The sequence below is a fragment of the Phytobacter sp. V91 genome (genome assembly GCF_965644225.1).
In the GTDB taxonomy this organism is placed as follows: Bacteria; Pseudomonadota; Gammaproteobacteria; order Enterobacterales; family Enterobacteriaceae; genus CBFFRJ01.
Genome location: NZ_CBFFRJ010000048.1, coordinates 12736 through 34739, shown reverse-complemented (window position 1 = coordinate 34739; position 22004 = coordinate 12736). Strand labels below are relative to the sequence as shown.

Here is a 22004-nt window from a genome sequence, read left to right as displayed (position 1 = left end):
CAAGAGCGGGCATCGTGAAAAGTCTATGTCAAAGAAAGGGTTATGTTCTCATAATTGACGATTAAATCGCACCTTCCTTAGCTCTGTACTTCTTTTTTGCAAAATGTGGTCGTGCTGATTAATAATCTGATAATGTAAATATAAAAGGCAAATCAATTATTGCATTAGGTTAATGTTGATTGATAGGTAAAAGCTATATTGTAATATATGGTTCATTAAATCTTACTTTTAACACTGTTTTATTTTCCAGAATCACCTACCCATAGTACCAGTGTCTGCCTGAGCAACTGACAAGGTCGGTGCGCATTTGAGGGGGACTTAAATGTGCAAATACAAGCACCACCTCACGCACGAACGGGCAAAACCGAAAGAGAAGAAAGTAGCCGCCATCAGGCGGCTACAAAGGGTTTATCGCGCTGCGCGTCGCAAAATTCTTGCTGATGGCTGGCGTTGCAGGAAGCGCATTCTGAGCATCAGCATAATAGCGGCTGCTGTCAGGCCGATAATAAAGCCCATCCAGAAGCCCGCCGGGCCCATGCGCGCAACCACCAGATCCGTCAGTGCCAGCACATAGCCAGACGGCAGCCCCAGCACCCAGTAAGCGATAAAGGTAATAAAGAAGATAGAGCGCGTATCTTTATACCCACGCAGAATACCGGTTCCTACGACCTGGATAGAATCAGAGATCTGATACACCGCCGCCAGCAGCATCAACTGCGAGGCGAGGATAACGACCTCCGGGTTATCGTTATACAGCAGTGCAATCTGCTCGCGCAGTGAGACGGTAAAAATGGCGGTGATGGCGGCCATACAAACGCCGACGACAAGGCCGGTACGGGCGACGGTTTGGGCATCAATGGTGGAACCCTGCCCAAGCCGATACCCCACACGAATGGTGACTGCCGCACCCAGCGACATCGGTAATACAAACACCAGTGAGCTGAAATTAAGGGCAATCTGGTGACCGGCGACATCGACAATCCCCAGTGGAGAGACCAGCAGCGCGACGACGGCAAACAGCGTCACTTCGAAAAACAGCGCCAGCGCAATGGGCAGGCCAAGCTGAACCAGCCGTTTCAGGGTTTCAGGATCCGGTTGAGCAAAGCGCTGTGTATTGCGGATATCACGCATTGAGGGCGCACGCTTCACCCAGGAGATCATGCAGGCGAACATCACCCAGTACACGGACGCCGTTGCCACGCCACAACCGACACCGCCAAGTTCCGGCATACCAAAATGGCCATAAATAAAGACATAGTTGACAGGAATATTGACCAGCAGGCCGAGAAAGCCAATCACCATGCCGGGTTTGGTTTTCGCCAGCCCTTCGCACTGGTTACGGGCGACCTGGAAAAAGAGATAACCGGGCGCCCCCCACAGCAGCGCGCGCAGGTAGCCGACGGCTTTATCCGCAAGCTGGGGATCGATGTTATGCATGGCATGAATGATGTGTCCTGCATTCCACAGCACGACCATAATCAGAATCGAGACCATCCCGGCAAGCCAGAATCCCTGGCCTGTCTGATGAGCGATACGTTCACGACGCCCTGAACCATTCAGTTGCGCAATGACCGGGGTCAGTGCCAGCAGGAGTCCATGACCGAAGAGGATCGCAGGCATCCAGATAGAGGTGCCGATCGCCACGGCGGCCATGTCGGTGGCGCTGTAGCCGCCCGCCATGACGGTATCGACAAATCCCATCGAGGTTTGGGCGACTTGCGCAATAATGACCGGGGTAGCCAGTGCTAACAACTGACGGGCTTCTGTAATGTACTTCTGCACTTCTGACACCTATATATTGTTGTTATTGGAGAAATTTCTAAGACCGCCATACCTGGCAGCGGGAGGTGGAGCAGGGGAGTTAGTCAGACTATTGTAGCGGGGATTAATCAATTATCTAGTGAAAAAAGAGGGGTGGGGTTGTCAGGGCTGGAAACATGAAATTTCACCTGTTATTGTGCATTCAGAAAACGGTTACACCGTGAAAATGAAATACAGGAGTGGTGGCATGTTTACTGGTATTGTACAGGGCACGGCAAAACTGGTGTCTGTCGATGATAAACCTAATTTCCGCACGCATGTTGTTGAGTTGCCTGGGCACATGCTTTCGGGCATTGAGACCGGGGCTTCTATTGCCAATAATGGTTGTTGCCTGACGGTAACAGAAATTAACGGCAGTCATATCAGCTTCGACTTAATGAAAGAGACACTGCGTATTACCAATTTAGGCGATTTGGCTATTGGCGATTCGGTTAATGTGGAACGCGCGGTGAAATTCAGTGATGAAATTGGCGGGCATGTGATGTCCGGCCATATTATGACCACCGCTGAAATCTCTAAAATTCTCACCTCAGAAAATAATCGTCAGATCTGGTTTAAGGTTCAGGACCCGACATTAATGAAATATATCCTCTACAAAGGATTTATTGGCATTGATGGGATCAGCCTGACAGTGGGTGAAGTGACCGCGACGCGTTTTTGCGTACACTTGATTCCGGAGACTCTCCAGCGCACAACCCTTGGGGGCAAGAAGCTGGGACAGCGGGTGAATATTGAGATCGACCCGCAAACTCAGGCGGTCGTCGACACGGTAGAGCGCGTGCTGGCGGCAAAAGAAGCTGCTTCGGCCAGCGCCGTGAACAGCGAAGAATAAGAAATAAACCCCGAATCTTCGGGGTTTATTTTAATCAGCGCGCTACGCGTAAGCCACTCTCCACACCCCGGCTAAAAACAATCTGCCAGAGTTGAATATCCCGCGCACGAAAAGCGCCCGCGCAGGCATTCAAATAGTAAGTGAACATCCGTTTAAAGCGCTCGGTATAGTTACCGGCAATGTCCGGCCAGCTCTCATGGAAGCGCGCGTGCCATGCCATTAAGGTTTTGTCGTAATCCGCGCCAAAGTTATGCCAGTCTTCCATCACAAAATGAGACTCGCTGGCGCTGGCAATCTGGCGCACTGAAGGCAGACAGCCATTGGGGAAAATATAGCGGTCAATCCACGGATCCACGCTAAGATCGGTTTTTTTAGAACCAATGGTGTGGAGGAGAAATAACCCATCGGGTTTGAGATTGCGGTCGACGACGGCAAAATAGGTGGCATAGTTTTTCGGCCCCACATGCTCAAACATCCCGACAGAGACAATACGATCAAATTGTTCATTGAGATCGCGATAATCCTGGAGGCGAATGTCCACATCGAGGCCTGAACAACGACGCTGAGCGAGTTTTTGCTGCTCGGCGGAAATGGTCACCCCAACCACATGAACACCATAATGTTGCGCCATAAATTGCGCCAGTCCACCCCAGCCACAACCGATATCCAGTACCCGCATACCCGGCGCAAGCTGTAATTTTTCACATATCAGGGTAAGTTTGGCGATTTGCGCCTCTTCGAGACTCCCGGCATCTTTCCAGTAGGCGCAAGAGTATTGCATCTGCGGATCTAACATTCGGCTGAACAGGTCATTGCCTAAATCGTAATGTTCTTTGCCGACGATCCATGCCCGTTTTTTGCTTTGCAGATTAAATAATCTTGCCCCGGCAATTCGTAGCGTGTCTTTCACATGGCGCGGAAGTTGATTCTCCAGCCCGGCACGCAGCACTTTAGTAAAAAACGTGTCCAGCCGGTCGCATTCCCACCAGCCGTCCATGTAACTTTCCCCAAGCCCAAGCGAACCCTCTTGTAACACTCGTTTAAAAAAATCAGGATGCTTAACCTGGATATCCGACGCAGCCGAACCGTTAACCTGAATACCGGCGCGGCCTAATAGCTCGCTTGCTATACGGAACCAGTTATCATCCCGTACACTGACCTCTTCTATACACGATGAACTCATAACTTCTCCATCACCTGCAAGTGATCGATGCCGTCAAAATGCGCTGCCGCTTTTGGGGCGTGAGAAAGATCACGGCTAAACCGTGAGGCTGATATCCGACGTAGAACAGAGGAAGGGAGACCCTTGCCAGAAAGGCCATCCATGGTGAAACGGGAGCGATCCGGCTCCCGCTAACGCGTGCATAATTTTATTTTATCAACAGCCGAAAATGAGTATAGGCCCCAAAATCGGCTGATTCAACCAAAAACTGTTAGCAAGCTAATCACTTTACTGTCACATAATCGCAATCGCAATTACCCCTGCGTCGATGATTCCAGCGGTTGTTTATTGTGACGGGCATCACTCTCGTGACGCTGCATTCTGAAACCCAATCCTGCCAGCAATACGGTCGACAGCATAACGCTGGTGGTGGCCAGTAACGGGACAGCAATCAGCGCCGAAACGAGCAAGCTGGCAATAAAGCACAGCCCTAACTGCAATGTGTTTTGCAATGCAGCCGCACGGCCGGTGGCGTGAGGGAAAGGACGCAGCGCCTGGGCGACGACGATCGGGTAAATCGCACCATTTGCTACCGCCATCAGGCAGAACGGGATCAGCAGCGAAGTCAGCGAGGCGTTCGGCACTAAGCCGACTGCCCAGGTGGCGATTACGCTTGCGGCATAGGCCGTCAGCAGCCACGGGAGCAAACGTGCGCCGGACCACTTTTGCAGCGCCCAGCGGCAGCTGTAGCCACCGACTAAAAAAGCGATGGTTTGAGGGACATAACTCAGGCCAATAATTGCCGGGCCGTAACCCATTTCATGCAGAATAAACGGCGAACCTGTCAGCCAGGCAAAAAAGCTGGCCGAACATGCGGCATAAATCAGTACGTTGCCGCGATAAGCACGGTCACGCAGCAATGCGCCAAAGGTGACGGGAGCAGCACCCGGGGCCGCTTTTGTGGCGACCGGGCGTAAACGCAGCGCGGGCAGCATCAACATCAGCGTAATGATAAACAGCGTGGCGAAAATAGCTTGCCAGGAGAAGTGCGCAAGGATCCAGCTCCCCAGTAAGGGGGCAAGAGCAGGGGATAACCCGACCAGCGGCATGATGGTGGCAAAGATGCGGTTGGTGCGCTGCGCCGGGTAGTGATCGGTCACCAGCGCCTGCCAGGTCACCGCGGCGGCACAAACCCCTACCGCCTGGATAAAGCGTAATACCAGCAGCCAGACGGCATCTTGCACCCAGATCATCCCCAGACAACCCATGGCAAAAATAGTCAGCCCGCTCAGTAAGACAGGTTTGCGTCCGTAACGGTCCGATAAGGGGCCCCATACCAACTGGGCGACGGCAAAACCGGCGAGGAACAGGCTCAGGGTGGCGCTGACGGCGGCGGCGGAGGTGTTTAAGTCTTGCTGGATGTCAGCAAAAGCAGGCAAATACATATCGGTTGCGAGGAAGCCGAGTACGCTTAATCCCGCCAGCCAGACTAAAAATCCTTTTCCAGGTTGCATGGCAATATCTCTTTGTTGTGCAGGTGAACAGGGTGACGAGTCTAGGGAGTGAAACTTAGCTTGTGAAACGCTAATATTTGCGTACTGGTTTCAAATTTTTTGCAGGCACAATATGTGGTCAGAATATTCTCTTGAAGTGGTAGATGCGGTTGCGCGCAACGGAAGTTTCAGTGGCGCAGCGCAGGAGTTACACCGTGTACCCTCTGCTGTCAGCTACACCGTGCGACAACTGGAGGAGTGGCTGGCGGTAGAGCTTTTTCATCGTCGCCATCGTGACGTCGAACTTACCCCTGCCGGCGCACTGTTTTTAAAAGAAGGACGATCTGTTATCAAAAAAATGCAGGTCACCCGCCAGCAATGTCAGCAAATTGCCAATGGCTGGCGGGGCCAGCTGGCGATTGCGGTCGACAATATTGTTAAGCCTGAGCGTACCCGGCAAATGATTGTTGATTTTTATCGCCATTTTAGTGATGTGGAACTGCTGGTGTTCCAGGAAGTGTTCAATGGCGTGTGGGATGCGCTGGCTGATGGTCGCGTTGAGCTGGCTATCGGGGCAACGCAGGCTATTCCGGTGGGAGGGCGTTACACTTTCCGCGATATGGGCATGCTGAGCTGGAAATGTGTGGTTGCGCAACACCATCCGCTGGCGAGTCTCGACGGCCCACTGAGTGACGATACATTACGCAACTGGCCTTCACTGGTGCGGGAAGATACCTCGCGATCGTTACCCAAACGCATTACCTGGCTGCTGAACAATCAAAAGCGGGTCGTGGCCCCGGACTGGGAATCCTCGGCGGCCTGTCTCTCTGCCGGATTATGTGTGGGGATGGTTCCGGCGCATTTCGCGCGCCCGTGGCTTGACCGGGGAGAGTGGGTGGCGCTGGAGCTGGAAAATCCGTTCCCGGATGCGGCCTGCTGCCTGACATGGCAACAAAATGACGCCTCACCTGCGCTGAACTGGTTACTCAGCTACCTGGGGGACAGTGAAACACTGAACCGGGAGTGGCTGTGGGAGCAGGATTGACCTGCTCCCGGGAAAGCAGATTAACGGCGATAGTCGCGGAAAGGGCCATCAGCCACGGAACGACGTTCAATCAGCCGCGGGTGGACTTCGATGGACTGCGACACTTCGCGTTTGTTCACGATACGGTCAAGCAGCATATTGAATGCGGTCTCCCCCAGCGAATCCTTCGGCTGGTGGATGGTGGTCAGCGCCGGGGTAAAGAAGCGGGAGTTGCGCACGTTATCGTAGCCGATCAGCGAAATGTCCTGCGGCACGCGCAGCCCCATCTCATCCGCGGCGCACAGTGCCCCCATCGCCATAATATCGCCGCCGCAGAAGATAGCGGTCGGACGCGGCGATTGCGCCAGGATCTGTTGCATCGCGCGGTAACCGGACTCAGGTTCAAAATCACCCTGCACAATCCAGTTTTCCGGGACGCTGATATGCGCCTCGTCCATGGCCTTCATAAAACCGGCCAGGCGACCCGCGCCGGTGTTACGCTCCAGCGCGCCGGGGATAACGCCAATATCGCGGTGACCGCGCTCGACCAGATAGCGCCCGGCCATATAGCCGCCTTCAAACGCGTTATCGATAACGGTGTCGGTAAAGTCAGCTTTCGCTTCACCCCAGTCCATAACCACCATCGGAATATGGCGATACTCTTCGAGCATATTGAGCAGTGATTCCGGGTATTCGGAACACATCACCAGCAGGCCGTCGACGCGTTTTTGCGCCATCATCGACAGGTAAGCGCCTTGTTTTTCAAAATTGTTCCAGGCATTGCCCAGAATCAGGGTGTAACCCTTCTGAAAACAGTTTTTCTCAACGGCTTCAATGATCTCGGCAAAGTAGGCCGCTTCACTGCTGGTCGCCAGCAGACCAATGGATTTGGTGTGATTCACCTTGAGGCTACGGGCGACGGCGCTCGGCGAATAATGAAGCTCTTTGATTGCCGCCCACACAGCGTTACGCGTCTCTTCAGCCACGAAACGCGTCTTGTTAATTACATGTGATACGGTTGTGGTGGAAACGTTTGCTCGCTTCGCTACGTCTTTGATCGTTGCCATCAGATGTCACTCCATGCCATATCATAAGCTCCTGAAAATACTTAAGGTAAACGTTTGCCTTACTTCACCCTTTGCCCGCGCGAGGGACTGTATTACGCCGGGAAAAAGACACTGGACGTCAGGAGGGGAGTCAATGGCCGGTACGCTAATAAATTTAGCGTCGAATTTTGTCTTATCTTGACCAAAAGGGGAAGTGCTAAAACGTATATCAATCTAATTCCTGCAAGATTTTTACGTTTATTTATGCAAAAATGCGCTATCTCACTTTTTGTGGGGAATTAGAAAAGGAGAAAAATTGATGAGTACCGACCTGAAGTTTTCTTTAATGACCACCGTAATCGTGCTTGCCGTGATCGTGGCGGGTGCAATGACTGCTGCTCTGAATTGATTGACCACGAGGGAGGCACCTCTCCCTCGACGTTTCCCCCCATTATTCTCTTTCCGGCAATAGTCTTTTCTCATATCGCTAACCGCTGTTTTTTGTGATTTATGTCATACTTTTCTCTTCTGCGAGGCTGTCGGCTAACGACACCGCATTTCCGGAGTTAATAAATCATGAAAATCAATTTCCCACTGCTTGCCCTGGCTGTCAGCGCGTTTGGTATCGGCACCACTGAGTTCTCGCCAATGGGATTACTGCCCGTGATTGCGCGCGGCGTCGATGTCTCCATTCCCGCCGCCGGGATGCTGATCAGCGCCTATGCCATTGGGGTCATGGTGGGGGCGCCGTTAATGACGTTGCTGCTTTCACATCGCGCCAGACGTAATGCGCTTATCTTTTTAATGGCCATCTTTACCCTCGGGAATGTGCTGTCAGCCATCGCTCCCGACTACACCACCCTGATGCTGTCGCGCATTATCACCAGCCTCAATCACGGAGCGTTTTTTGGCCTGGGTTCGGTTGTGGCGGCAAGCGTGGTTGCAAAAGAGAAGCAGGCCAGTGCGGTTGCAACCATGTTTATGGGACTGACCATCGCCAATATTGGCGGAGTGCCCGCTGCAACCTGGCTTGGTGAAACCATTGGCTGGCGGATGTCCTTCCTGGCGACTGCCGGTCTTGGCGTGATTGCAATGGTAAGTCTGTATCTCTCCCTGCCAAAAGGCAGTGCCGGGGAGAAACCCGATGTACGCAAAGAACTGACCGTTCTGATGCGCCCGCAGGTCGTCTCTGCCCTGTTAACCACCGTTCTTGGCGCCGGAGCGATGTTTACGCTCTATACCTATATCTCACCGGTACTGCATGACATTGCTGATGCTGGTCCGGCATTTATTACCGCCATGCTGGTGCTGATTGGCGTGGGCTTCTCTTTGGGCAATTACCTCGGCGGCAAACTGGCGGACCGCTCGGTGACCGGTACACTGAAAGGCTTTTTACTGCTGCTTATCGCAATTATGCTGGCGATCCCCTGGCTTGCACGCAATGAGGTGGGGGCAGCAATCAGTATGGTTGTCTGGGGCGCGGCGACCTTTGCGATAGTGCCGCCGTTGCAAATGCGCGTGATGCGGGTCGCTCATGAAGCGCCAGGGCTTTCATCCTCAGTGAATATCGGGGCTTTCAACTTAGGTAATGCGCTGGGCGCGGCGGCGGGTGGGGCAGTGCTTTCCGCAGGTCTGGGGTATGCTTTTGTCCCGCTGACTGGCGCTTTCATTGCTGCAATGGCATTGCTGCTGGTGCTTCTCTCCGGGCGTCAGTCGGCAAAGCCCGTGTGCTCTGTCGCTGAGTAAGACAAAAAGCAGGAGGGTTTCCCCTCCTGCATCTTATGCGGCGAGATTTTTCGCCACAAAATCCCAGTTTACCAGTGCCCAGAAATGTTCCAGATAAACCGGGCGCGCATTGCGGTAGTCAATGTAATAGGCATGTTCCCAGACATCGACCGTCAACAGCGGCGTTGCGCCGCTGGTTAGCGGTGTTCCGGCATTTGACGTCGAGACAATTGCCAGTTTGCCATCCGCGTTTTTTACCAACCACGTCCAGCCGGAGCCGAAATTTTTCAGCGCCGCATCAGTGAACTGCGCTTTGAAATCAGTAAAACTGCCAAAGGCGTCAGTGATGGCCGCAGCTAACACGCCTGAAGGCTCGCCTCCGGCATTCGGTGCCAGGCACTGCCAGTAAAATGAGTGGTTCCATACCTGAGCGGCATTATTAAACACGCCACCTTCCGACTGCTGAATAATCTCTTCCAGCGTCTTGCCCTCAAGCGGCGTGTCTTTCAGCAGATTGTTCAGGTTAGTCACGTAGGTTTGATGATGCTTGCCATAGTGGAACTCCAGGGTTTCCGCGGAAATATGCGGTACCAGAGCGTCTTTTGCATACGGTAATACAGGTAGTTCGAACGACATTGCTTCACTCCTTATAATTTTATGCATTCAATAACCACATTGAACGCAAGGGAATGGTAGCAAATCGAAACCGGTGGCAAAAGAGGGAGTTACCTGCCGCAGATGCGGCAGGCAGAGGAACTAACGAATGGTTTTGGGGTTCACAACACGGCGGGCGCCGACGTAATGACGCTGCCAGTAGTCTTCGCTTAAAGAGGTTATCTGAATATCCTGACCGCTACGTGGAGACTGGATGAATTTGCCGTTGCCGACATACACACCCACATGGTCAGCCGTACCGCGTCCCTGAGTACGGAAAAAAACCAGGTCGCCGCTTTCCAGTTCCGCAACATTGACCGGAGAGGCATCACGCAGGTGATACATTTCGTTTGCCGTGCGGGGAATGCGGAATTTCACGAGATCTTTATACGCGTAGTACACCAGGCCACTGCAATCAAAACCGGTCATCGGAGAGGTGCCGCCCCAGTGATAAGGCTTGCCAATCTGATTCATCAGTTTTGACATTGCGGTTTTCTGGATCTTCTGGATACGAACTTTATGTGCTTCTGAAATCGTCAGCGGTTTACCATTTTTTACTTTTACACAACTCGCTTTATGGCCTTTACGTTTTGTGCATGTTTCCGTCATAGCAACCACGGTTGCGGGTGTCTTGCTGGATTTACTATGGCGGGAGGTGTTCTTGCTGATTTTAGTGCTGGTGGTTTTTTTGCTGGCGGTCGACGTTTTGGTTATCGCCGTCGCTTTTTGAGTTTTGCTTTTTACTGCTGCCTTAGAGGCGGTGCCACTGCTTTTCTTTGATGTTTTTTCTGTCGTGCTGGTTTTCTTACGTTCGGATGTTTTCACCTGATGCGTCTTCTGCACAGCCGAGCCTCGCGTCTGCCCGGAAGCATTCGCAAGAGGTGTGAAGGTGAGCGTTGTGAATAACAAAGCACAGAGCGTGATCGAAGCTGTATTAATTCGCGCCACTGAGCAATCCCCTGAATAAGTGCATGCATTCAATAATGCTTGCGTATGATTTAGAACCGGGTCGATTCTAATCTATAAAAAGCAGAAAAGTTAATAGGGTTTTTGCATCTAAGCTCTGTTTCGTTAGCAAGCGCAAAAAAAATCACCAGTTATGAGAGGAAGAAGGTCAATTGTTGAACTATCACGGGGTGGTGATGTGCTGATAAGTACTATTCTGAATGAATCTTTTGCTGACAGACGATAAAATAATGAGTGGTGAACAAAATGTTATTTTCTGTTGCTTGCCTGAACCGTTACAATGACAGGTATCTGCCGAGAAGAAGTTGAAGGAAGCAAGACAATGAGCACTACCCTTGAAAAAATCCAGACCCAAATCGCTGAGAACCCGATCCTGCTGTATATGAAAGGTTCCCCGAAGCTGCCTAGCTGCGGTTTCTCCGCGCAGGCTGTCCAGGCGCTGTCTGCCTGTGGCGAACGCTTCGCTTACGTCGACATCCTGCAAAACCCGGATATCCGTGCTGAGCTGCCGAAATACGCGAACTGGCCGACTTTCCCGCAGCTGTGGGTTGACGGTGAACTGGTTGGCGGTTGCGACATCATCATCGAGATGTATCAGCGCGGCGAATTGCAGCCACTGATCAAAGAAACTGCGGCGAAGTACAAATCTGAAGAGCCGGGCGCCGAGTAATCTCTTCGCGCTAAAAAAGTGCCCTGCAAATGGTAATGCCTGTCAGGTCATTGACAGGCATTTTTTTCCAGGCGCTATCATATTTATGGGGATTTCTTGTGCACTTGCAGGAAAGCCCTTTCTTTTATTGCTGGCCATTACACTCATCCTGCCGGCGTCCTCCATACTTTCCTGAATTTCTGCACCCTTGTTCCCGCCAATAACCCCTGCGGGGCCTGAATATTATTAGCGGTAAATCTAATTACCAGGAATAAATAACACCGTTAACCTCTGCCGCGGATTGCGGTAAAGATCTCATCATGCGCGGAGTTTTTTATCAGACGCGGATCACTAAACAACATTTTTATCATTCTTTAGTTATGTGGATTTATTTTATTTAGTTAGTGATCCACTTCAACTTTTAAATCACCTTGCCGAATTTTGTTATTTGCTCTGAAAGAAACTTGCCAGGATAAGGCCAGTTTCAGGGAGGGGCAACCATGGATAAAGAACGCATCATTCAGGAATTTGTGCCGGGAAAACAGATAACACTGGCCCATCTTATTGCGCACCCTGGTGACGAACTGGCGAAGAAAATTGGCGTTCCAGAGGCCGGTGCCATTGGCATTATGACGTTGACACCAGGGGAAACGGCGATGATCGCTGGCGATTTTGCCATGAAAGCCGCTGATGTCCACATTGGTTTTCTTGACAGATTCAGCGGCGCGCTGGTGATTTATGGTTCGGTTGGGGCGGTGGAAGAGGCGTTATTGCAGACGATAAGTGGTCTGGGCCGATTATTAAAATTTACGGTGTGTGATCTGACGAAAAGTTAATTAGAGGTAGCGATGACACGAATCGCATTTGTTGGGGGGATAGGGGCGGGAAAAACAACGCTTTTTAATGCATTGCAAGGGGATTATTCCCTCGCCAGAAAAACGCAGTCGGTGGAATTTAATGACAGCGGCGATATTGATACCCCCGGAGAATATTTTAGCCACCCTCGTTGGTATCACGCGTTAATAAATACGCTCCAAGATATTGATACGCTGATTTATGTTCATGCGGCAAATGACCGGGAAAATCGTTTGCCTGCCGGGTTGCTGGATATCGGTAGCAGCAGACGGCATATCGCCGTGATCAGTAAAACAGACTTACCAGATGCTGATGTCGCCGCAACGCGGCAATTACTTTGCGAGTTGGGGTTTGCAGAACCCATTTTCGAACTTAATACCCATGACCCGGGCAGAGTGCAGTATCTGGCGGATTATCTGGCGGCACTTACAGAACAGGAGGAAGAGGCTGGTGAAAAAACTAATTACCGCTAACGACATTCGTGCGGCCCACGCACAAGGCGAGCAGAGATTATCGGTTGTTTTACGCACCAGTATCATCACCCCGGAGGCCCGGGAAGTTGCGGAACAACTGGGGATGATGATCGTGGAATGTGACGAAAATACCTCGATTACGCAACCGCTTTCAAAGAGCAAATCAGAAAGTCAGCGTATTCGTGAAACCATCATTGCCCAGTTGCCGGAAGGGCAGTTCACCGAAAGCCTGGTGGTGCAACTGATGGCTAAAGTGATGAAGGAAAAACAGTCGCTGGAACAAGACGAGATGAAACCGGGGTTCGCGTCGGTAACGGGTAAGGGGGGCGTGAAAGTCATTGACGGAGGCAGCGTGAAGTTCGGCCGTTTTGTCGGGGCAGAACCACATTGCGTCGGTTTAACGGATTTAGTCACCGACAAAGACGGCAGCAGTATGGCGGCTGGTTTTATGCAATGGGACAACGCCTTTTTTCCATGGACCTTGAATTACGATGAGATCGACATGGTGCTGGAAGGCGAACTACACGTGCGGCACGAAGGTGAAACCATGATTGCCAAAGCCGGGGATGTCATGTTCATCCCGAAAGGCTCCAGCATTGAGTTTGGCACGCCCTCGACTGTGAAATTTTTGTATGTGGCCTGGCCTGCTAATTGGCAGTCCTGCTAAGGCGGATATATGAAGGATTTCATTACTGAAGCGTGGCTGCGAGCAAATCATACGCTCAGCGAAGGGGCTGAAATTCACCTTCCCGTTGACGCTCAACTGACGCCGTCCGCCAGGGAGTTGCTGGAAAGCCGTCGCCTGCGAATTAAGTTTATGGATAAACAAGGGTCGCTATATGTCGATGACGACACGTCGCCGCCCCAGCCAGTACATGGCCTGACCAGTAGCGATACGCACCCGCGGGCATGCTGTGGGTTGTGCCATCAGGAAGTAATGAAAAAGCCCGATACGCTTACCCACCTGACGGCGGAAATAATGGTCGCTAAAAACGACCCTCGTCTGGAATTTCGCGCCGCACTGGACAGCACCATTGCCCTGACGGTGTGGCTGCAAATTGAATTGCCGGAACAGTGGCAACCCTGGCTTGCTGATATTCGCTCGCGGTTGGGAAATATCATGCGCGCTGATGCAATGGACGAACCGCTGGCATCACAATCCATCATGGGATTCAGCGAGGAAGAGTTGCACCGGCTTTCGCATCACCCACTGCCTTACCTCGACCACGATCACCTGGTGCCAGAAGCCAGTCACGGACGGGACGCTGCATTGCTGAACCTGCTGCGCAGCAAAGTGCGCGAGACGGAAATCGTTGCTGCCCGGCTTTTTATTACCCGCGGGTTCGATGTACTGCGAGCAGATATCTTGCAGGCGCTTAACCGTCTGTCGAGCGCTGTTTACGTGATGATGATCCTGAGCGTGGTGAAACATCCGCTGTCGGTTGGTCAGATTCAACAGCGGTTGGGAGGTGGTCATGATCATTGAACGTTGCCGCGAGTGGGCCAGACGTACTCCGGCCAGGGTTATCTTCCCCGATGCGCTGGATGAACGGGTGCTCAAAGCTGCGCATTACCTGCAACAGCAGGGGCTGGCGAACCCCGTTCTGGTGGCCAGTCCGTTTGAGATGCGCCAGTTTGCGCTCGCGCATCGCATTGCCCTGGATGGTCTTCAGGTTATTGATCCTCGTAGCAATTTTCCTCTGCGGGAAGCATTTGCCCGCCGCTGGCAGGCCAGAGCCGGTGAGAAAACGCCAGCAGATGCGATTGAGAAACTCAACGCGCCGCTGCTGTTCGCCGCAGCCATGGTGAGTTCAGGAAAAGCAGATGTTTGTATTGCAGGCAATCTCTCTTCAACAGCTCAGGTGCTGCGGGCGGGGTTGCGCATCATTGGTTTGCAGCCGGGCTGTAAAACCTTGTCTTCACTCTTCCTGATGCTGCCGCAGCATGCAGGGAGTCCATTAGGCTTTGCCGACTGCAGCGTGGTGCCGCAGCCTACGGCGGCGCAACTGGCGGACATCGCGATTGCCAGCGCTGAGACCTGGCGGGCAATCACCGGTGAAGAACCCAGGGTCGCGATGCTGTCGTTTTCCAGTCATGGCAGCGCGCACCATCCCAATGCGGCTAACGTCGAACAGGCAACAGATATCGTTCGTGAACGAGCGCCCCAGTTGATGGTGGATGGAGAATTACAGTTTGATGCCGCGTTTGTGCCGGATGTTGCCGCACAAAAGGTACCTGCCAGCCCATTACAGGGGAAGGCCAATGTGATGGTCTTCCCGTCGCTGGAGGCGGGCAATATCGGTTACAAAATTGCACAGCGTTTGGGGGGGTATCGTGCTGTCGGCCCGCTGATTCAAGGGCTTGCCGCGCCGCTTCACGACCTTTCCCGGGGTTGTAGCGTACAGGAAATAATCGAACTGGCGTTGGTGGCAGCAGTGCCGCGTCAGACTGATGGGTATGTATAAGGTCCCGTTCTGGACCCCAAAATGAGGAAAACACAATGGAAGCATTAGGAATGATCGAAACCCGGGGCCTGGTCGCACTGGTTGAGGCCTCAGACGCGATGGTTAAAGCCGCACGGGTGAAACTGGTTGGCGTAAAACAGATTGGCGGCGGACTGGTCACCGCGATGGTGCGCGGCGATGTGGCTGCCTGCAAAGCCGCGACCGATGCCGGGGCTGCGGCAGCGCAGCGTATCGGTGAACTGGTCTCCGTGCATGTTATTCCACGTCCCCATGGCGATCTGGAAGAAGTGTTCCCAATCGGTCTCAAAGACGACAGCAACAACATGTAACCATCCCCGGTGACGTCATTCACTGACGTCACTTCCTCTACTTTTCGCAATGTTCTCTACGGAGGGCAGGGGGAGGTTTTACCTGAAAATGCCACGGAGGCGAGTATGAAACTGGCAGTCGTCACAGGACAGGTCGTTTGTACCGTACGTCATCAGGGGCTGGCGCACGACAAATTGCTGATGGTGGAAATGGTGAATGCGCAGGGAAACCCTGACAGCCAGTGTGCCATCGCTATCGACAATATCGGTGCTGGCACCGGGGAGTGGGTGCTGCTGGTCAGCGGCAGTTCCGCCCGCCAGGCACACAAGTGCGAAACATCGCCTGTCGATCTGTGCGTCATCGGCATTGTCGATGAAGTGGTGGCGGGCGGTCGGGTGGTCTTCCATAAATAAGGCAGAAAATCATGAATCAACAGGATATTGAACAGGTCGTCAACGCGGTGTTGCTGAAGATGAAAGACCGCAGCCAGGCTGACTGTGTCGTTCATGAAACCGGCGTCTTTGTCTCACTGGATGACGCGGTAAGCGCAGCAACAGTTGCCCAACAAGGACTGAAGAGCGTAGCGATGCGCCAGCTGGCAATCCTGGCTATTCGTCAAGCCGGTGAAAAACATGCCAGAGAATTAGCGGAACTGGCAGTCGCTGAAACGGGCATGGGACGTGTTGAAGATAAATTTGCCAAAAATGTGGCACAGGCGCGCGGTACGCCGGGTGTGGAGTGTTTATCGCCCCAGGTGTTGACGGGGGATAACGGTTTAACGTTGATTGAAAACGCGCCCTGGGGTGTTGTGGCATCGGTGACGCCGTCCACTAATCCGGCGGCCACGGTAATCAATAACGCCATCAGCCTGATTGCCGCAGGCAATAGCGTGGTGTTTGCCCCCCACCCGGCAGCGAAAAAGGTTTCGCAACGCGCCATCACATTGCTTAACCAGGCGGTTGTCGCGGCTGGTGGCCCGGAAAACCTGTTAGTGACCGTTGCGAACCCGGATATTGAAACCGCACAGCGACTGTTTAAGTACCCGGGCATTGGTCTGTTGGTGGTTACAGGCGGCGAGGCGGTGGTCGATGCGGCACGGAAACATACCAATAAACGTCTGATTGCTGCAGGCGCGGGGAATCCGCCTGTTGTGGTTGATGAGACCGCAGACCTTGAGCGTGCCGCGCAATCGATCGTCAAAGGGGCGTCTTTTGATAACAACATTATCTGTGCCGATGAGAAGGTGCTGATTGTTGTCGGGAGCGTTGCCGACGAGTTGATGCGCCTGATGGAAGGCGAAGATGCGGTGAAACTGACGAGCGCTCAGGCCGGGCAGTTACAGTCAATATTACTGAAAAACATCGACGAGCATGGCAAGGGAACGGTCAACCGCGACTGGGTGGGGCGAGATGCCAGCAAAATCGCCGCCGCGATTGGTCTGAACGTACCAGCGCATACGCGCCTGCTGTTTGTCGAAACCTCTGCGACTCATCCATTTGCCGTCAGCGAACTAATGATGCCAGTGCTTTCCGTGGTGCGGGTTGACAGCGTCGAAGAGGCCATTGCGCTGGCGGTAACCCTGGAAGGGGGTTGTCATCATACGGCAGCGATGCACTCGCGCAATATCGACAATATGAACCAGATGGCAACCGCCATCGACACCAGCATTTTCGTCAAAAACGGCCCCTGCATTGCCGGACTTGGGCTGGGAGGCGAAGGCTGGACCACCATGACCATTACGACGCCAACCGGGGAAGGCGTGACCAGCGCGCGCACATTTGTGCGGCTGCGTCGCTGCGTGCTGGTGGATGCGTTTCGAATTGTATAAGGAATGAAAGATGGCGCATGACGAATCACGTTGGCTCACGCCACGGCTGCAAAGGGCGGCAGAACTGTGTAATCAAACGCCTGCGCAAAACGACGCCGCACTGTGGTTGGGCGTGGATTTGGGGACCTGCGATGTGGTGTCGATGGTTGTCGACAGTGAGGGAAATCCGGTCGCGGTCTGTCTCGACTGGGCCGACGTGGTGCGTGACGGCATCGTCTGGGATTTCTTCGGCGCCGTGAAAATTGTCCGCCGTCATCTCAATACGCTCGGGCAGCAGCTAGGACGCCGGTTTACCCATGCGGCGACCTCGTTTCCGCCGGGTACTGACCCGCGAATTTCCATCAATGTGCTGGAGTCCGCCGGGCTGGAGGTGAGCCATGTACTGGATGAGCCGACAGCTGTTGCTGAGTTACTGCAGCTGGATAACGCGGGCGTGGTGGATATCGGTGGCGGTACCACCGGGATCGCTATCGTCAAACAAAGCAAGGTGACCAGCTCAGCAGATGAAGCAACGGGAGGGCATCACATTTCTCTGACGCTGGCCGGGAATCGCCGCATGCAACTTGAAGAGGCGGAGCGCTACAAGCGTGACAACGGGGCGGAAATCTGGCCGGTGGTCAGGCCGGTCTACGAAAAGATGGCAGAGATTGTCGCCCGGCATATCAAAGGGCAAGGGATTGCGGATTTATGGCTGGCGGGAGGCGCCTGTATGCAGCCTGGCGTTGATGCACTGTTTCGTCAGCGATTCCCGCAGTTACAGGTGCATTTACCACAACACAGTTTGTTTATGACGCCGCTGGCGATAGCGAACAGCGGGATAAATAAAGCGGAGGGGATCCATGCAGGCCGAATTGCAGACAGCGCTCTTTCAGGCATTTGACACCCTGAACCTGCAACGGGTGAAAACGTTCAGCGTTCCGCCGGTCACGCTGTGCGGTCTGGGCGCGTTGAGCGCCTGTGGACCGGAAGCGAAATCTCGTGGGCTGAAACATCTGTTCGTGATGGTCGACAGCTTTTTGCATCAGACAGGCATGACGGCCGGACTTACGCGCAGCCTGGCAATGAAAGGTGTGGCAATGACGCTTTGGCCGTGTCCGGTGGGGGAACCCTGCATGACGGATGTTTGTGCGGCGGCCGCGCAACTGCGTGAGTCGAAATGCGATGGCGTAGTGGCTTTTGGCGGAGGCTCGGTGCTGGATGCGGCGAAAGCAGTGGCGTTGCTGGCGACGAATCCCACTCAGTCGCTGGCGGAAGTAACGACGCAAAGCACATTACGGCCGCGTCTTGCGCTGATTGCGGTGCCAACGACGGCGGGAACCGGGTCGGAAACGACCAACGTGACGGTGATTATCGATGCCGCGACCGGACGCAAGCAGGTGCTGGCGCATGCTCTGATGATGCCGGATGTCGCGATCCTGGATGCGGCGCTGACGGAAAGCATTCCATCACACATCACCGCGATGACTGGAATAGATGCACTGACCCATGCGGTAGAGGCATATGTTGCGCTCAACGCAACGCCTTTTACCGACAGCCTGGCGATGGGGGCGATTGCGATGATCGGCAAGTCGTTGCCGAAGGCGGTGGGCAATGGCCACTGCTTGGCCTCGCGGGAAAATATGTTGCTGGCTTCCTGTATGGCAGGAATGGCGTTTTCGAGCGGGGGCCTGGGGCTGTGCCATGCGATGGCTCATCCGCCGGGCGCGACATTGCACATACCGCACGGCCAGGCGAACGCCATGCTGTTGCCGACGGTGATGGAGTTTAATCGCATGGTCTGCCGCGAACGTTTTAGCCATATCGGTCGGGCCTTAACCAACAAGAAAGCCGACGATCTCAACGCGATCGCCGCCGTCAGTGAACTGATCGCCGATGTTGGTCTGGCAAAACGGCTTACCGACACCGGCGCTCAGTCTTCGCATTACAGCGCATGGGCACAGGCCGCGCTGGACGACATTTGCCTCAGCAGTAACCCACGAACCGCGACTCAGGAACAGATTGTCAGCCTGTACGCGGCAGCACACTAAAGATGTCACTCAATGACAGGGAGAAAGGGGAATGGGAATTAACGAAATCATCATGTACATCATGATGTTCTTTATGCTGATTGCCGCCGTGGACAGGATCCTGTCTCAGTTCGGTGGGGCTGCGCGCTTCCTCGGTAAGTTCGGTAAGAGTATTGAGGGTGCCGGTAGTCAATTTGAAGAAGGTTTTATGGCCATGGGCGCGCTGGGCCTGGCGATGGTTGGTATGACTGCGCTGGCGCCGGTGCTGGCGTATCTGCTGGGGCCAATCATCATTCCACTGTATGAGATGTTGGGCGCGAACCCATCCATGTTTGCAGGAACGCTGTTGGCCTGCGATATGGGCGGTTTTTTCCTTGCTAAAGAGTTAGCCGGCGGCGATGTGGCCGCATGGCTGTTCTCCGGATTGATTCTGGGCGCGATGATGGGCCCGACCCTTGTTTTCTCTATCCCCGTAGCACTCGGCATTATCGACCCCTCTGACCGACGTTATCTGGCGCTTGGGGTGCTGGCGGGCATTGTCACTATACCTATTGGCTGTATTGCTGGCGGTTTAGTTGCGATGTATTCCGGCGTTGAGATAAACGGGCAGCCAGTGGATTTTACCTTTGCGTTGATCCTGATGAATATGATCCCGGTGCTGATTGTCGCTGTGCTGGTGGCGCTGGGGCTGAAATTCATCCCGGAAAAAATGATTAACGGCTTTCAGATCTTCGCCAAAATTCTCGTCGCGCTGATCACTATCGGCCTGGCGGCGGCGGTCATTAAGTTCCTGTTGGGCTGGGAGCTGATCCCGGGTCTCGACCCTATTTTTATGGCCGTTGGCGACAAACCAGGCGAAGTGATGCGCGCCATTGAAGTTATCGGTTCCATCTCCTGCGTGCTGCTTGGGGCCTACCCGATGGTGTTGTTGCTGACCCGCTGGTTTGAAAAACCGCTAATGAGCGTCGGTCTTCTCCTGAAAGTAAACAACATTGCAGCGGCTGGTATGGTGGCAACGCTGGCCAATAATATTCCGATGTTTGGCATGATGAAGCAGATGGATACGCGTGGCAAAGTGATCAACTGCGCATTTGCCGTTTCCGCCGCGTTCGCGCTTGGCGACCATTTAGGTTTTGCTGCCGCCAACATGAATGCGATGATTTTCCCGATGATCGTCGGCAAGTTGATTGGCGGCGTCACCGCGATTGGCGTGGCGATGTTACTGGTGCCAAAAGATAAACATGTTCCGGCAACGGCGAAAACCGACGCGGAGGCGCAATCGTGAACAGGCGCCAGTTGCTGAGCGTCGGTATCGATATCGGTACCACCACCACGCAGGTGATCTTCTCGCGTCTTGAGCTGGTGAACCGTGCAGCGGTGTCACAGGTACCGCGTTATGAATTCATCAAACGTGAAATTAGCTGGCAAAGCCCGGTCTTTTTTACCCCCGTGGATAAGCAGGGCGGCTTAAATGAGACGCAACTCAAGGCACTGGTGTTGGCCCAGTATCAGGCCGCAGGCGTTGCTCCCGAATCGGTGGACTCCGGGGCCATCATTATCACCGGCGAGAGTGCAAAGACCCGTAATGCCCGCCCGGTGGTGATGACTCTCGCACAGACTCTGGGCGATTTTGTTGTCGCCAGCGCCGGGCCGCACCTGGAATCGGTGATTGCCGGACACGGCGCGGGGGCGCAAACGCTTTCTGAACAGCGTCTGTGTCGCGTCCTGAACATCGATATTGGCGGTGGCACCTCAAACTATGCCCTGTTCGATGCCGGGAAAGTCAGTGGCACCGCATGCCTGAATGTCGGCGGCCGATTGCTGGAGACCGACGGTCAGGGACGGGTGACTCATACACATCAGCCAGGCCAGGCGATCGTGGATGAGATCTTCGGCGTCGGTAGTGATGCAAGTGCGCTTACTGCTGCGCAACTCATGCAGGTGGTGCGTCGCATGGCGAACCTGATTGTCGACGTTATTGACGGTACGCTGTCACCGTTGGCGCAAAAGCTGATGCAAACCGGGATGCTGCCTGCGGGTGTAAAGCCGCAGGTGATTACCCTGTCCGGGGGCGTGGGAGAGTGTTATCGCCATCAACCCGCCGACGCGTTCTGTTTTTATGATATCGGCCCTTTGCTGGCAACTGTGCTGCATGAGCATCCGCGCCTGCGTGAAATGAACGTGCAGTTCCCGGCGCAGACCCTGCGCGCTACGGTTATTGGCGCCGGGGCGCACACGCTGTCGCTCTCTGGCAGTACCCTCTGGCTGGAGGATGTTGCGCTTCCGCTGCGCAATCTGCCGGTAGCGATCCCTGTCGATGAATCCAGTCTTGTTAATGCATGGCATCAGGCGCTGATCCAGCTCGATCTTTCCCCGCAAACCGACGCCTATGTGCTGGCGCTTCCCGCATCACTACCCGTGCGTTATGCCGCCTTACTTAAAGTTATCGACGCGCTTCTGATATTTGTCGCCCGGTTTGCGAATCCGCACCCGCTGTTGGTGGTGGCCCGGCAGGATGTGGGCAAAGCGCTGGGCATGCTGTTACGCCCGCATTTACAGCAACACCCGCTGGCGGTCATTGACGAAGTGATCGTTCAGGCGGGGGACTATATCGACATTGGTACGCCTCTTTTTGGCGGCTCGGTTGTGCCGGTGACGGTGAAATCACTCGCATTTCCTTCCTGAGGGAACGACTT

Annotated in this window: 23 protein-coding genes; 17 read left to right on the top strand and 6 right to left on the bottom strand. The window is 53.9% G+C overall.

What is annotated here, in order from left to right:
- Window positions 1–408 precede the first annotated feature (408 nt).
- Entirely contained in the window at window positions 409–1782 is a 1374-nt protein-coding gene (mdtK, locus tag ACSZO4_RS12045) for an MdtK family multidrug efflux MATE transporter (RefSeq protein ID WP_437889203.1), read from the bottom strand.
- A gap of 226 nt (window positions 1783–2008) precedes the next feature.
- Between mdtK and ACSZO4_RS12040 the strand changes: the two genes are divergently transcribed.
- Window positions 2009–2653, top strand: coding sequence for a riboflavin synthase subunit alpha (locus ACSZO4_RS12040; protein ID WP_437889201.1), 645 nt, complete (start codon window positions 2009–2011; stop codon window positions 2651–2653).
- A 34-nt stretch (window positions 2654–2687) separates the two neighbouring features.
- On the opposite strand, the gene cfa is transcribed toward ACSZO4_RS12040, so the two are convergent.
- Window positions 2688–3836 (bottom strand): cyclopropane fatty acyl phospholipid synthase, encoded by a 1149-nt coding sequence (gene cfa / locus ACSZO4_RS12035; RefSeq protein WP_437889199.1) that lies wholly within the window; start codon window positions 3834–3836, stop codon window positions 2688–2690.
- 293 nt (window positions 3837–4129) lie between these two features.
- Window positions 4130–5329 (bottom strand): purine nucleoside transporter PunC, encoded by a 1200-nt coding sequence (gene punC, locus ACSZO4_RS12030; protein WP_437889197.1) that lies wholly within the window; start codon window positions 5327–5329, stop codon window positions 4130–4132.
- A gap of 112 nt (window positions 5330–5441) precedes the next feature.
- On the opposite strand from punC, the gene punR reads away from it, so the two are divergent.
- On the top strand, window positions 5442–6353 hold the full coding sequence (gene punR, locus ACSZO4_RS12025; RefSeq protein WP_437889195.1) for a DNA-binding transcriptional activator PunR: 912 nt from the start codon (window positions 5442–5444) through the stop codon (window positions 6351–6353).
- A gap of 20 nt (window positions 6354–6373) precedes the next feature.
- On the opposite strand, the gene purR is transcribed toward punR, so the two are convergent.
- Window positions 6374–7399 carry an HTH-type transcriptional repressor PurR gene (gene purR, locus ACSZO4_RS12020; protein WP_437889193.1) on the bottom strand — a complete coding sequence of 342 codons (1026 nt, stop codon included), beginning with the start codon at window positions 7397–7399 and terminating at the stop codon, window positions 6374–6376.
- 298 nt (window positions 7400–7697) lie between these two features.
- On the opposite strand from purR, the gene ACSZO4_RS12015 reads away from it, so the two are divergent.
- Together ACSZO4_RS12015 and ACSZO4_RS12010 are read left to right on the top strand one after the other, a co-directional pair.
- On the top strand, window positions 7698–7787 hold the full coding sequence (locus tag ACSZO4_RS12015) for a YnhF family membrane protein (protein WP_437889191.1): 90 nt from the start codon (window positions 7698–7700) through the stop codon (window positions 7785–7787).
- A 167-nt stretch (window positions 7788–7954) separates the two neighbouring features.
- The gene (locus ACSZO4_RS12010) at window positions 7955–9124 is read left to right on the top strand and encodes an MFS transporter (protein WP_437889189.1); all 1170 of its coding nucleotides are present in this window, start codon (window positions 7955–7957) and stop codon (window positions 9122–9124) included.
- A 33-nt stretch (window positions 9125–9157) separates the two neighbouring features.
- On the opposite strand, the gene sodB is transcribed toward ACSZO4_RS12010, so the two are convergent.
- Both sodB and ACSZO4_RS12000 read right to left on the bottom strand, forming a co-directional pair.
- On the bottom strand, window positions 9158–9739 hold the full coding sequence (gene sodB, locus ACSZO4_RS12005; protein WP_437889187.1) for a superoxide dismutase [Fe]: 582 nt from the start codon (window positions 9737–9739) through the stop codon (window positions 9158–9160).
- Window positions 9740–9859: 120 nt separating this feature from the next.
- Entirely contained in the window at window positions 9860–10705 is an 846-nt protein-coding gene (locus tag ACSZO4_RS12000) for a C40 family peptidase (protein ID WP_437889185.1), read from the bottom strand.
- Between the two features lie 340 nt (window positions 10706–11045).
- Between ACSZO4_RS12000 and grxD the strand changes: the two genes are divergently transcribed.
- The 13 genes from grxD (at window position 11046) to eutA (ending at window position 21993) form a co-directional block, all read left to right on the top strand.
- Entirely contained in the window at window positions 11046–11393 is a 348-nt protein-coding gene (gene grxD, locus ACSZO4_RS11995; RefSeq protein WP_437889183.1) for a monothiol glutaredoxin 4, read from the top strand.
- A 479-nt stretch (window positions 11394–11872) separates the two neighbouring features.
- Window positions 11873–12208 carry an ethanolamine utilization microcompartment protein EutS gene (eutS, locus tag ACSZO4_RS11990; protein WP_437889181.1) on the top strand — a complete coding sequence of 112 codons (336 nt, stop codon included), beginning with the start codon at window positions 11873–11875 and terminating at the stop codon, window positions 12206–12208.
- Between the two features lie 12 nt (window positions 12209–12220).
- The gene (gene eutP, locus ACSZO4_RS11985) at window positions 12221–12700 is read left to right on the top strand and encodes an ethanolamine utilization acetate kinase EutP (protein WP_437889180.1); all 480 of its coding nucleotides are present in this window, start codon (window positions 12221–12223) and stop codon (window positions 12698–12700) included.
- Window positions 12678–13367 carry an ethanolamine utilization acetate kinase EutQ gene (gene eutQ, locus ACSZO4_RS11980; RefSeq protein WP_437889178.1) on the top strand — a complete coding sequence of 230 codons (690 nt, stop codon included), beginning with the start codon at window positions 12678–12680 and terminating at the stop codon, window positions 13365–13367. The genes eutP and eutQ overlap by 23 nt, the downstream gene beginning before the upstream one ends.
- Window positions 13368–13376: 9 nt before the next feature.
- A complete protein-coding gene (eutT, locus tag ACSZO4_RS11975) occupies window positions 13377–14186 on the top strand; it encodes an ethanolamine utilization cob(I)yrinic acid a,c-diamide adenosyltransferase EutT (RefSeq protein WP_437889176.1) in 810 nt (269 codons plus the stop codon).
- Window positions 14176–15165, top strand: a complete 990-nt coding sequence (pta, locus tag ACSZO4_RS11970) for a phosphate acetyltransferase (protein ID WP_437889174.1) — start codon at window positions 14176–14178, stop codon at window positions 15163–15165. The genes eutT and pta overlap by 11 nt, the downstream gene beginning before the upstream one ends.
- 35 nt (window positions 15166–15200) lie before the next feature.
- On the top strand, window positions 15201–15494 hold the full coding sequence (gene eutM / locus ACSZO4_RS11965; protein ID WP_437889173.1) for an ethanolamine utilization microcompartment protein EutM: 294 nt from the start codon (window positions 15201–15203) through the stop codon (window positions 15492–15494).
- A gap of 105 nt (window positions 15495–15599) precedes the next feature.
- Window positions 15600–15887 carry an ethanolamine utilization microcompartment protein EutN gene (eutN, locus tag ACSZO4_RS11960; RefSeq protein ID WP_437889171.1) on the top strand — a complete coding sequence of 96 codons (288 nt, stop codon included), beginning with the start codon at window positions 15600–15602 and terminating at the stop codon, window positions 15885–15887.
- An 11-nt stretch (window positions 15888–15898) separates the two neighbouring features.
- Window positions 15899–17302, top strand: a complete 1404-nt coding sequence (locus ACSZO4_RS11955; protein ID WP_437889170.1) for an aldehyde dehydrogenase family protein — start codon at window positions 15899–15901, stop codon at window positions 17300–17302.
- 10 nt (window positions 17303–17312) lie between these two features.
- Complete coding sequence (gene eutJ / locus ACSZO4_RS11950) at window positions 17313–18182, top strand: ethanolamine utilization protein EutJ (protein WP_437889169.1); 870 nt, start codon at window positions 17313–17315, stop codon at window positions 18180–18182.
- Window positions 18142–19329 carry an ethanolamine utilization ethanol dehydrogenase EutG gene (gene eutG / locus ACSZO4_RS11945; protein WP_437889167.1) on the top strand — a complete coding sequence of 396 codons (1188 nt, stop codon included), beginning with the start codon at window positions 18142–18144 and terminating at the stop codon, window positions 19327–19329. Before eutJ ends, eutG begins: the two co-directional genes overlap by 41 nt.
- Window positions 19330–19360: 31 nt before the next feature.
- Window positions 19361–20593, top strand: a complete 1233-nt coding sequence (gene eutH / locus ACSZO4_RS11940; RefSeq protein ID WP_437889165.1) for an ethanolamine utilization protein EutH — start codon at window positions 19361–19363, stop codon at window positions 20591–20593.
- Entirely contained in the window at window positions 20590–21993 is a 1404-nt protein-coding gene (gene eutA / locus ACSZO4_RS11935) for an ethanolamine ammonia-lyase reactivating factor EutA (protein ID WP_437889164.1), read from the top strand. The genes eutH and eutA overlap by 4 nt, the downstream gene beginning before the upstream one ends.
- Window positions 21994–22004: the final 11 nt, after the last annotated feature.

What these genes read in the sequence shown, in the direction of transcription:
- ACSZO4_RS12040 (WP_437889201.1), top strand. Translation starts at nt 2,009, where the DNA reads ATGTTTACTGGTATTGTACAGGGCACGGCAAAACTGGTGTCTGTCGAT.
- cfa (WP_437889199.1), bottom strand. Translation starts at nt 3,836, where the DNA reads ATGAGTTCATCGTGTATAGAAGAGGTCAGTGTACGGGATGATAACTGG.
- punC (WP_437889197.1), bottom strand. Translation starts at nt 5,329, where the DNA reads ATGCAACCTGGAAAAGGATTTTTAGTCTGGCTGGCGGGATTAAGCGTA.
- punR (WP_437889195.1), top strand. Translation starts at nt 5,442, where the DNA reads ATGTGGTCAGAATATTCTCTTGAAGTGGTAGATGCGGTTGCGCGCAAC.
- purR (WP_437889193.1), bottom strand. Translation starts at nt 7,399, where the DNA reads ATGGCAACGATCAAAGACGTAGCGAAGCGAGCAAACGTTTCCACCACA.
- ACSZO4_RS12015 (WP_437889191.1), top strand. Translation starts at nt 7,698, where the DNA reads ATGAGTACCGACCTGAAGTTTTCTTTAATGACCACCGTAATCGTGCTT.
- ACSZO4_RS12010 (WP_437889189.1), top strand. Translation starts at nt 7,955, where the DNA reads ATGAAAATCAATTTCCCACTGCTTGCCCTGGCTGTCAGCGCGTTTGGT.
- sodB (WP_437889187.1), bottom strand. Translation starts at nt 9,739, where the DNA reads ATGTCGTTCGAACTACCTGTATTACCGTATGCAAAAGACGCTCTGGTA.
- grxD (WP_437889183.1), top strand. Translation starts at nt 11,046, where the DNA reads ATGAGCACTACCCTTGAAAAAATCCAGACCCAAATCGCTGAGAACCCG.
- eutS (WP_437889181.1), top strand. Translation starts at nt 11,873, where the DNA reads ATGGATAAAGAACGCATCATTCAGGAATTTGTGCCGGGAAAACAGATA.
- eutP (WP_437889180.1), top strand. Translation starts at nt 12,221, where the DNA reads ATGACACGAATCGCATTTGTTGGGGGGATAGGGGCGGGAAAAACAACG.
- eutT (WP_437889176.1), top strand. Translation starts at nt 13,377, where the DNA reads ATGAAGGATTTCATTACTGAAGCGTGGCTGCGAGCAAATCATACGCTC.
- pta (WP_437889174.1), top strand. Translation starts at nt 14,176, where the DNA reads ATGATCATTGAACGTTGCCGCGAGTGGGCCAGACGTACTCCGGCCAGG.
- eutM (WP_437889173.1), top strand. Translation starts at nt 15,201, where the DNA reads ATGGAAGCATTAGGAATGATCGAAACCCGGGGCCTGGTCGCACTGGTT.
- eutN (WP_437889171.1), top strand. Translation starts at nt 15,600, where the DNA reads ATGAAACTGGCAGTCGTCACAGGACAGGTCGTTTGTACCGTACGTCAT.
- ACSZO4_RS11955 (WP_437889170.1), top strand. Translation starts at nt 15,899, where the DNA reads ATGAATCAACAGGATATTGAACAGGTCGTCAACGCGGTGTTGCTGAAG.
- eutJ (WP_437889169.1), top strand. Translation starts at nt 17,313, where the DNA reads ATGGCGCATGACGAATCACGTTGGCTCACGCCACGGCTGCAAAGGGCG.
- eutG (WP_437889167.1), top strand. Translation starts at nt 18,142, where the DNA reads ATGCAGGCCGAATTGCAGACAGCGCTCTTTCAGGCATTTGACACCCTG.
- eutH (WP_437889165.1), top strand. Translation starts at nt 19,361, where the DNA reads ATGGGAATTAACGAAATCATCATGTACATCATGATGTTCTTTATGCTG.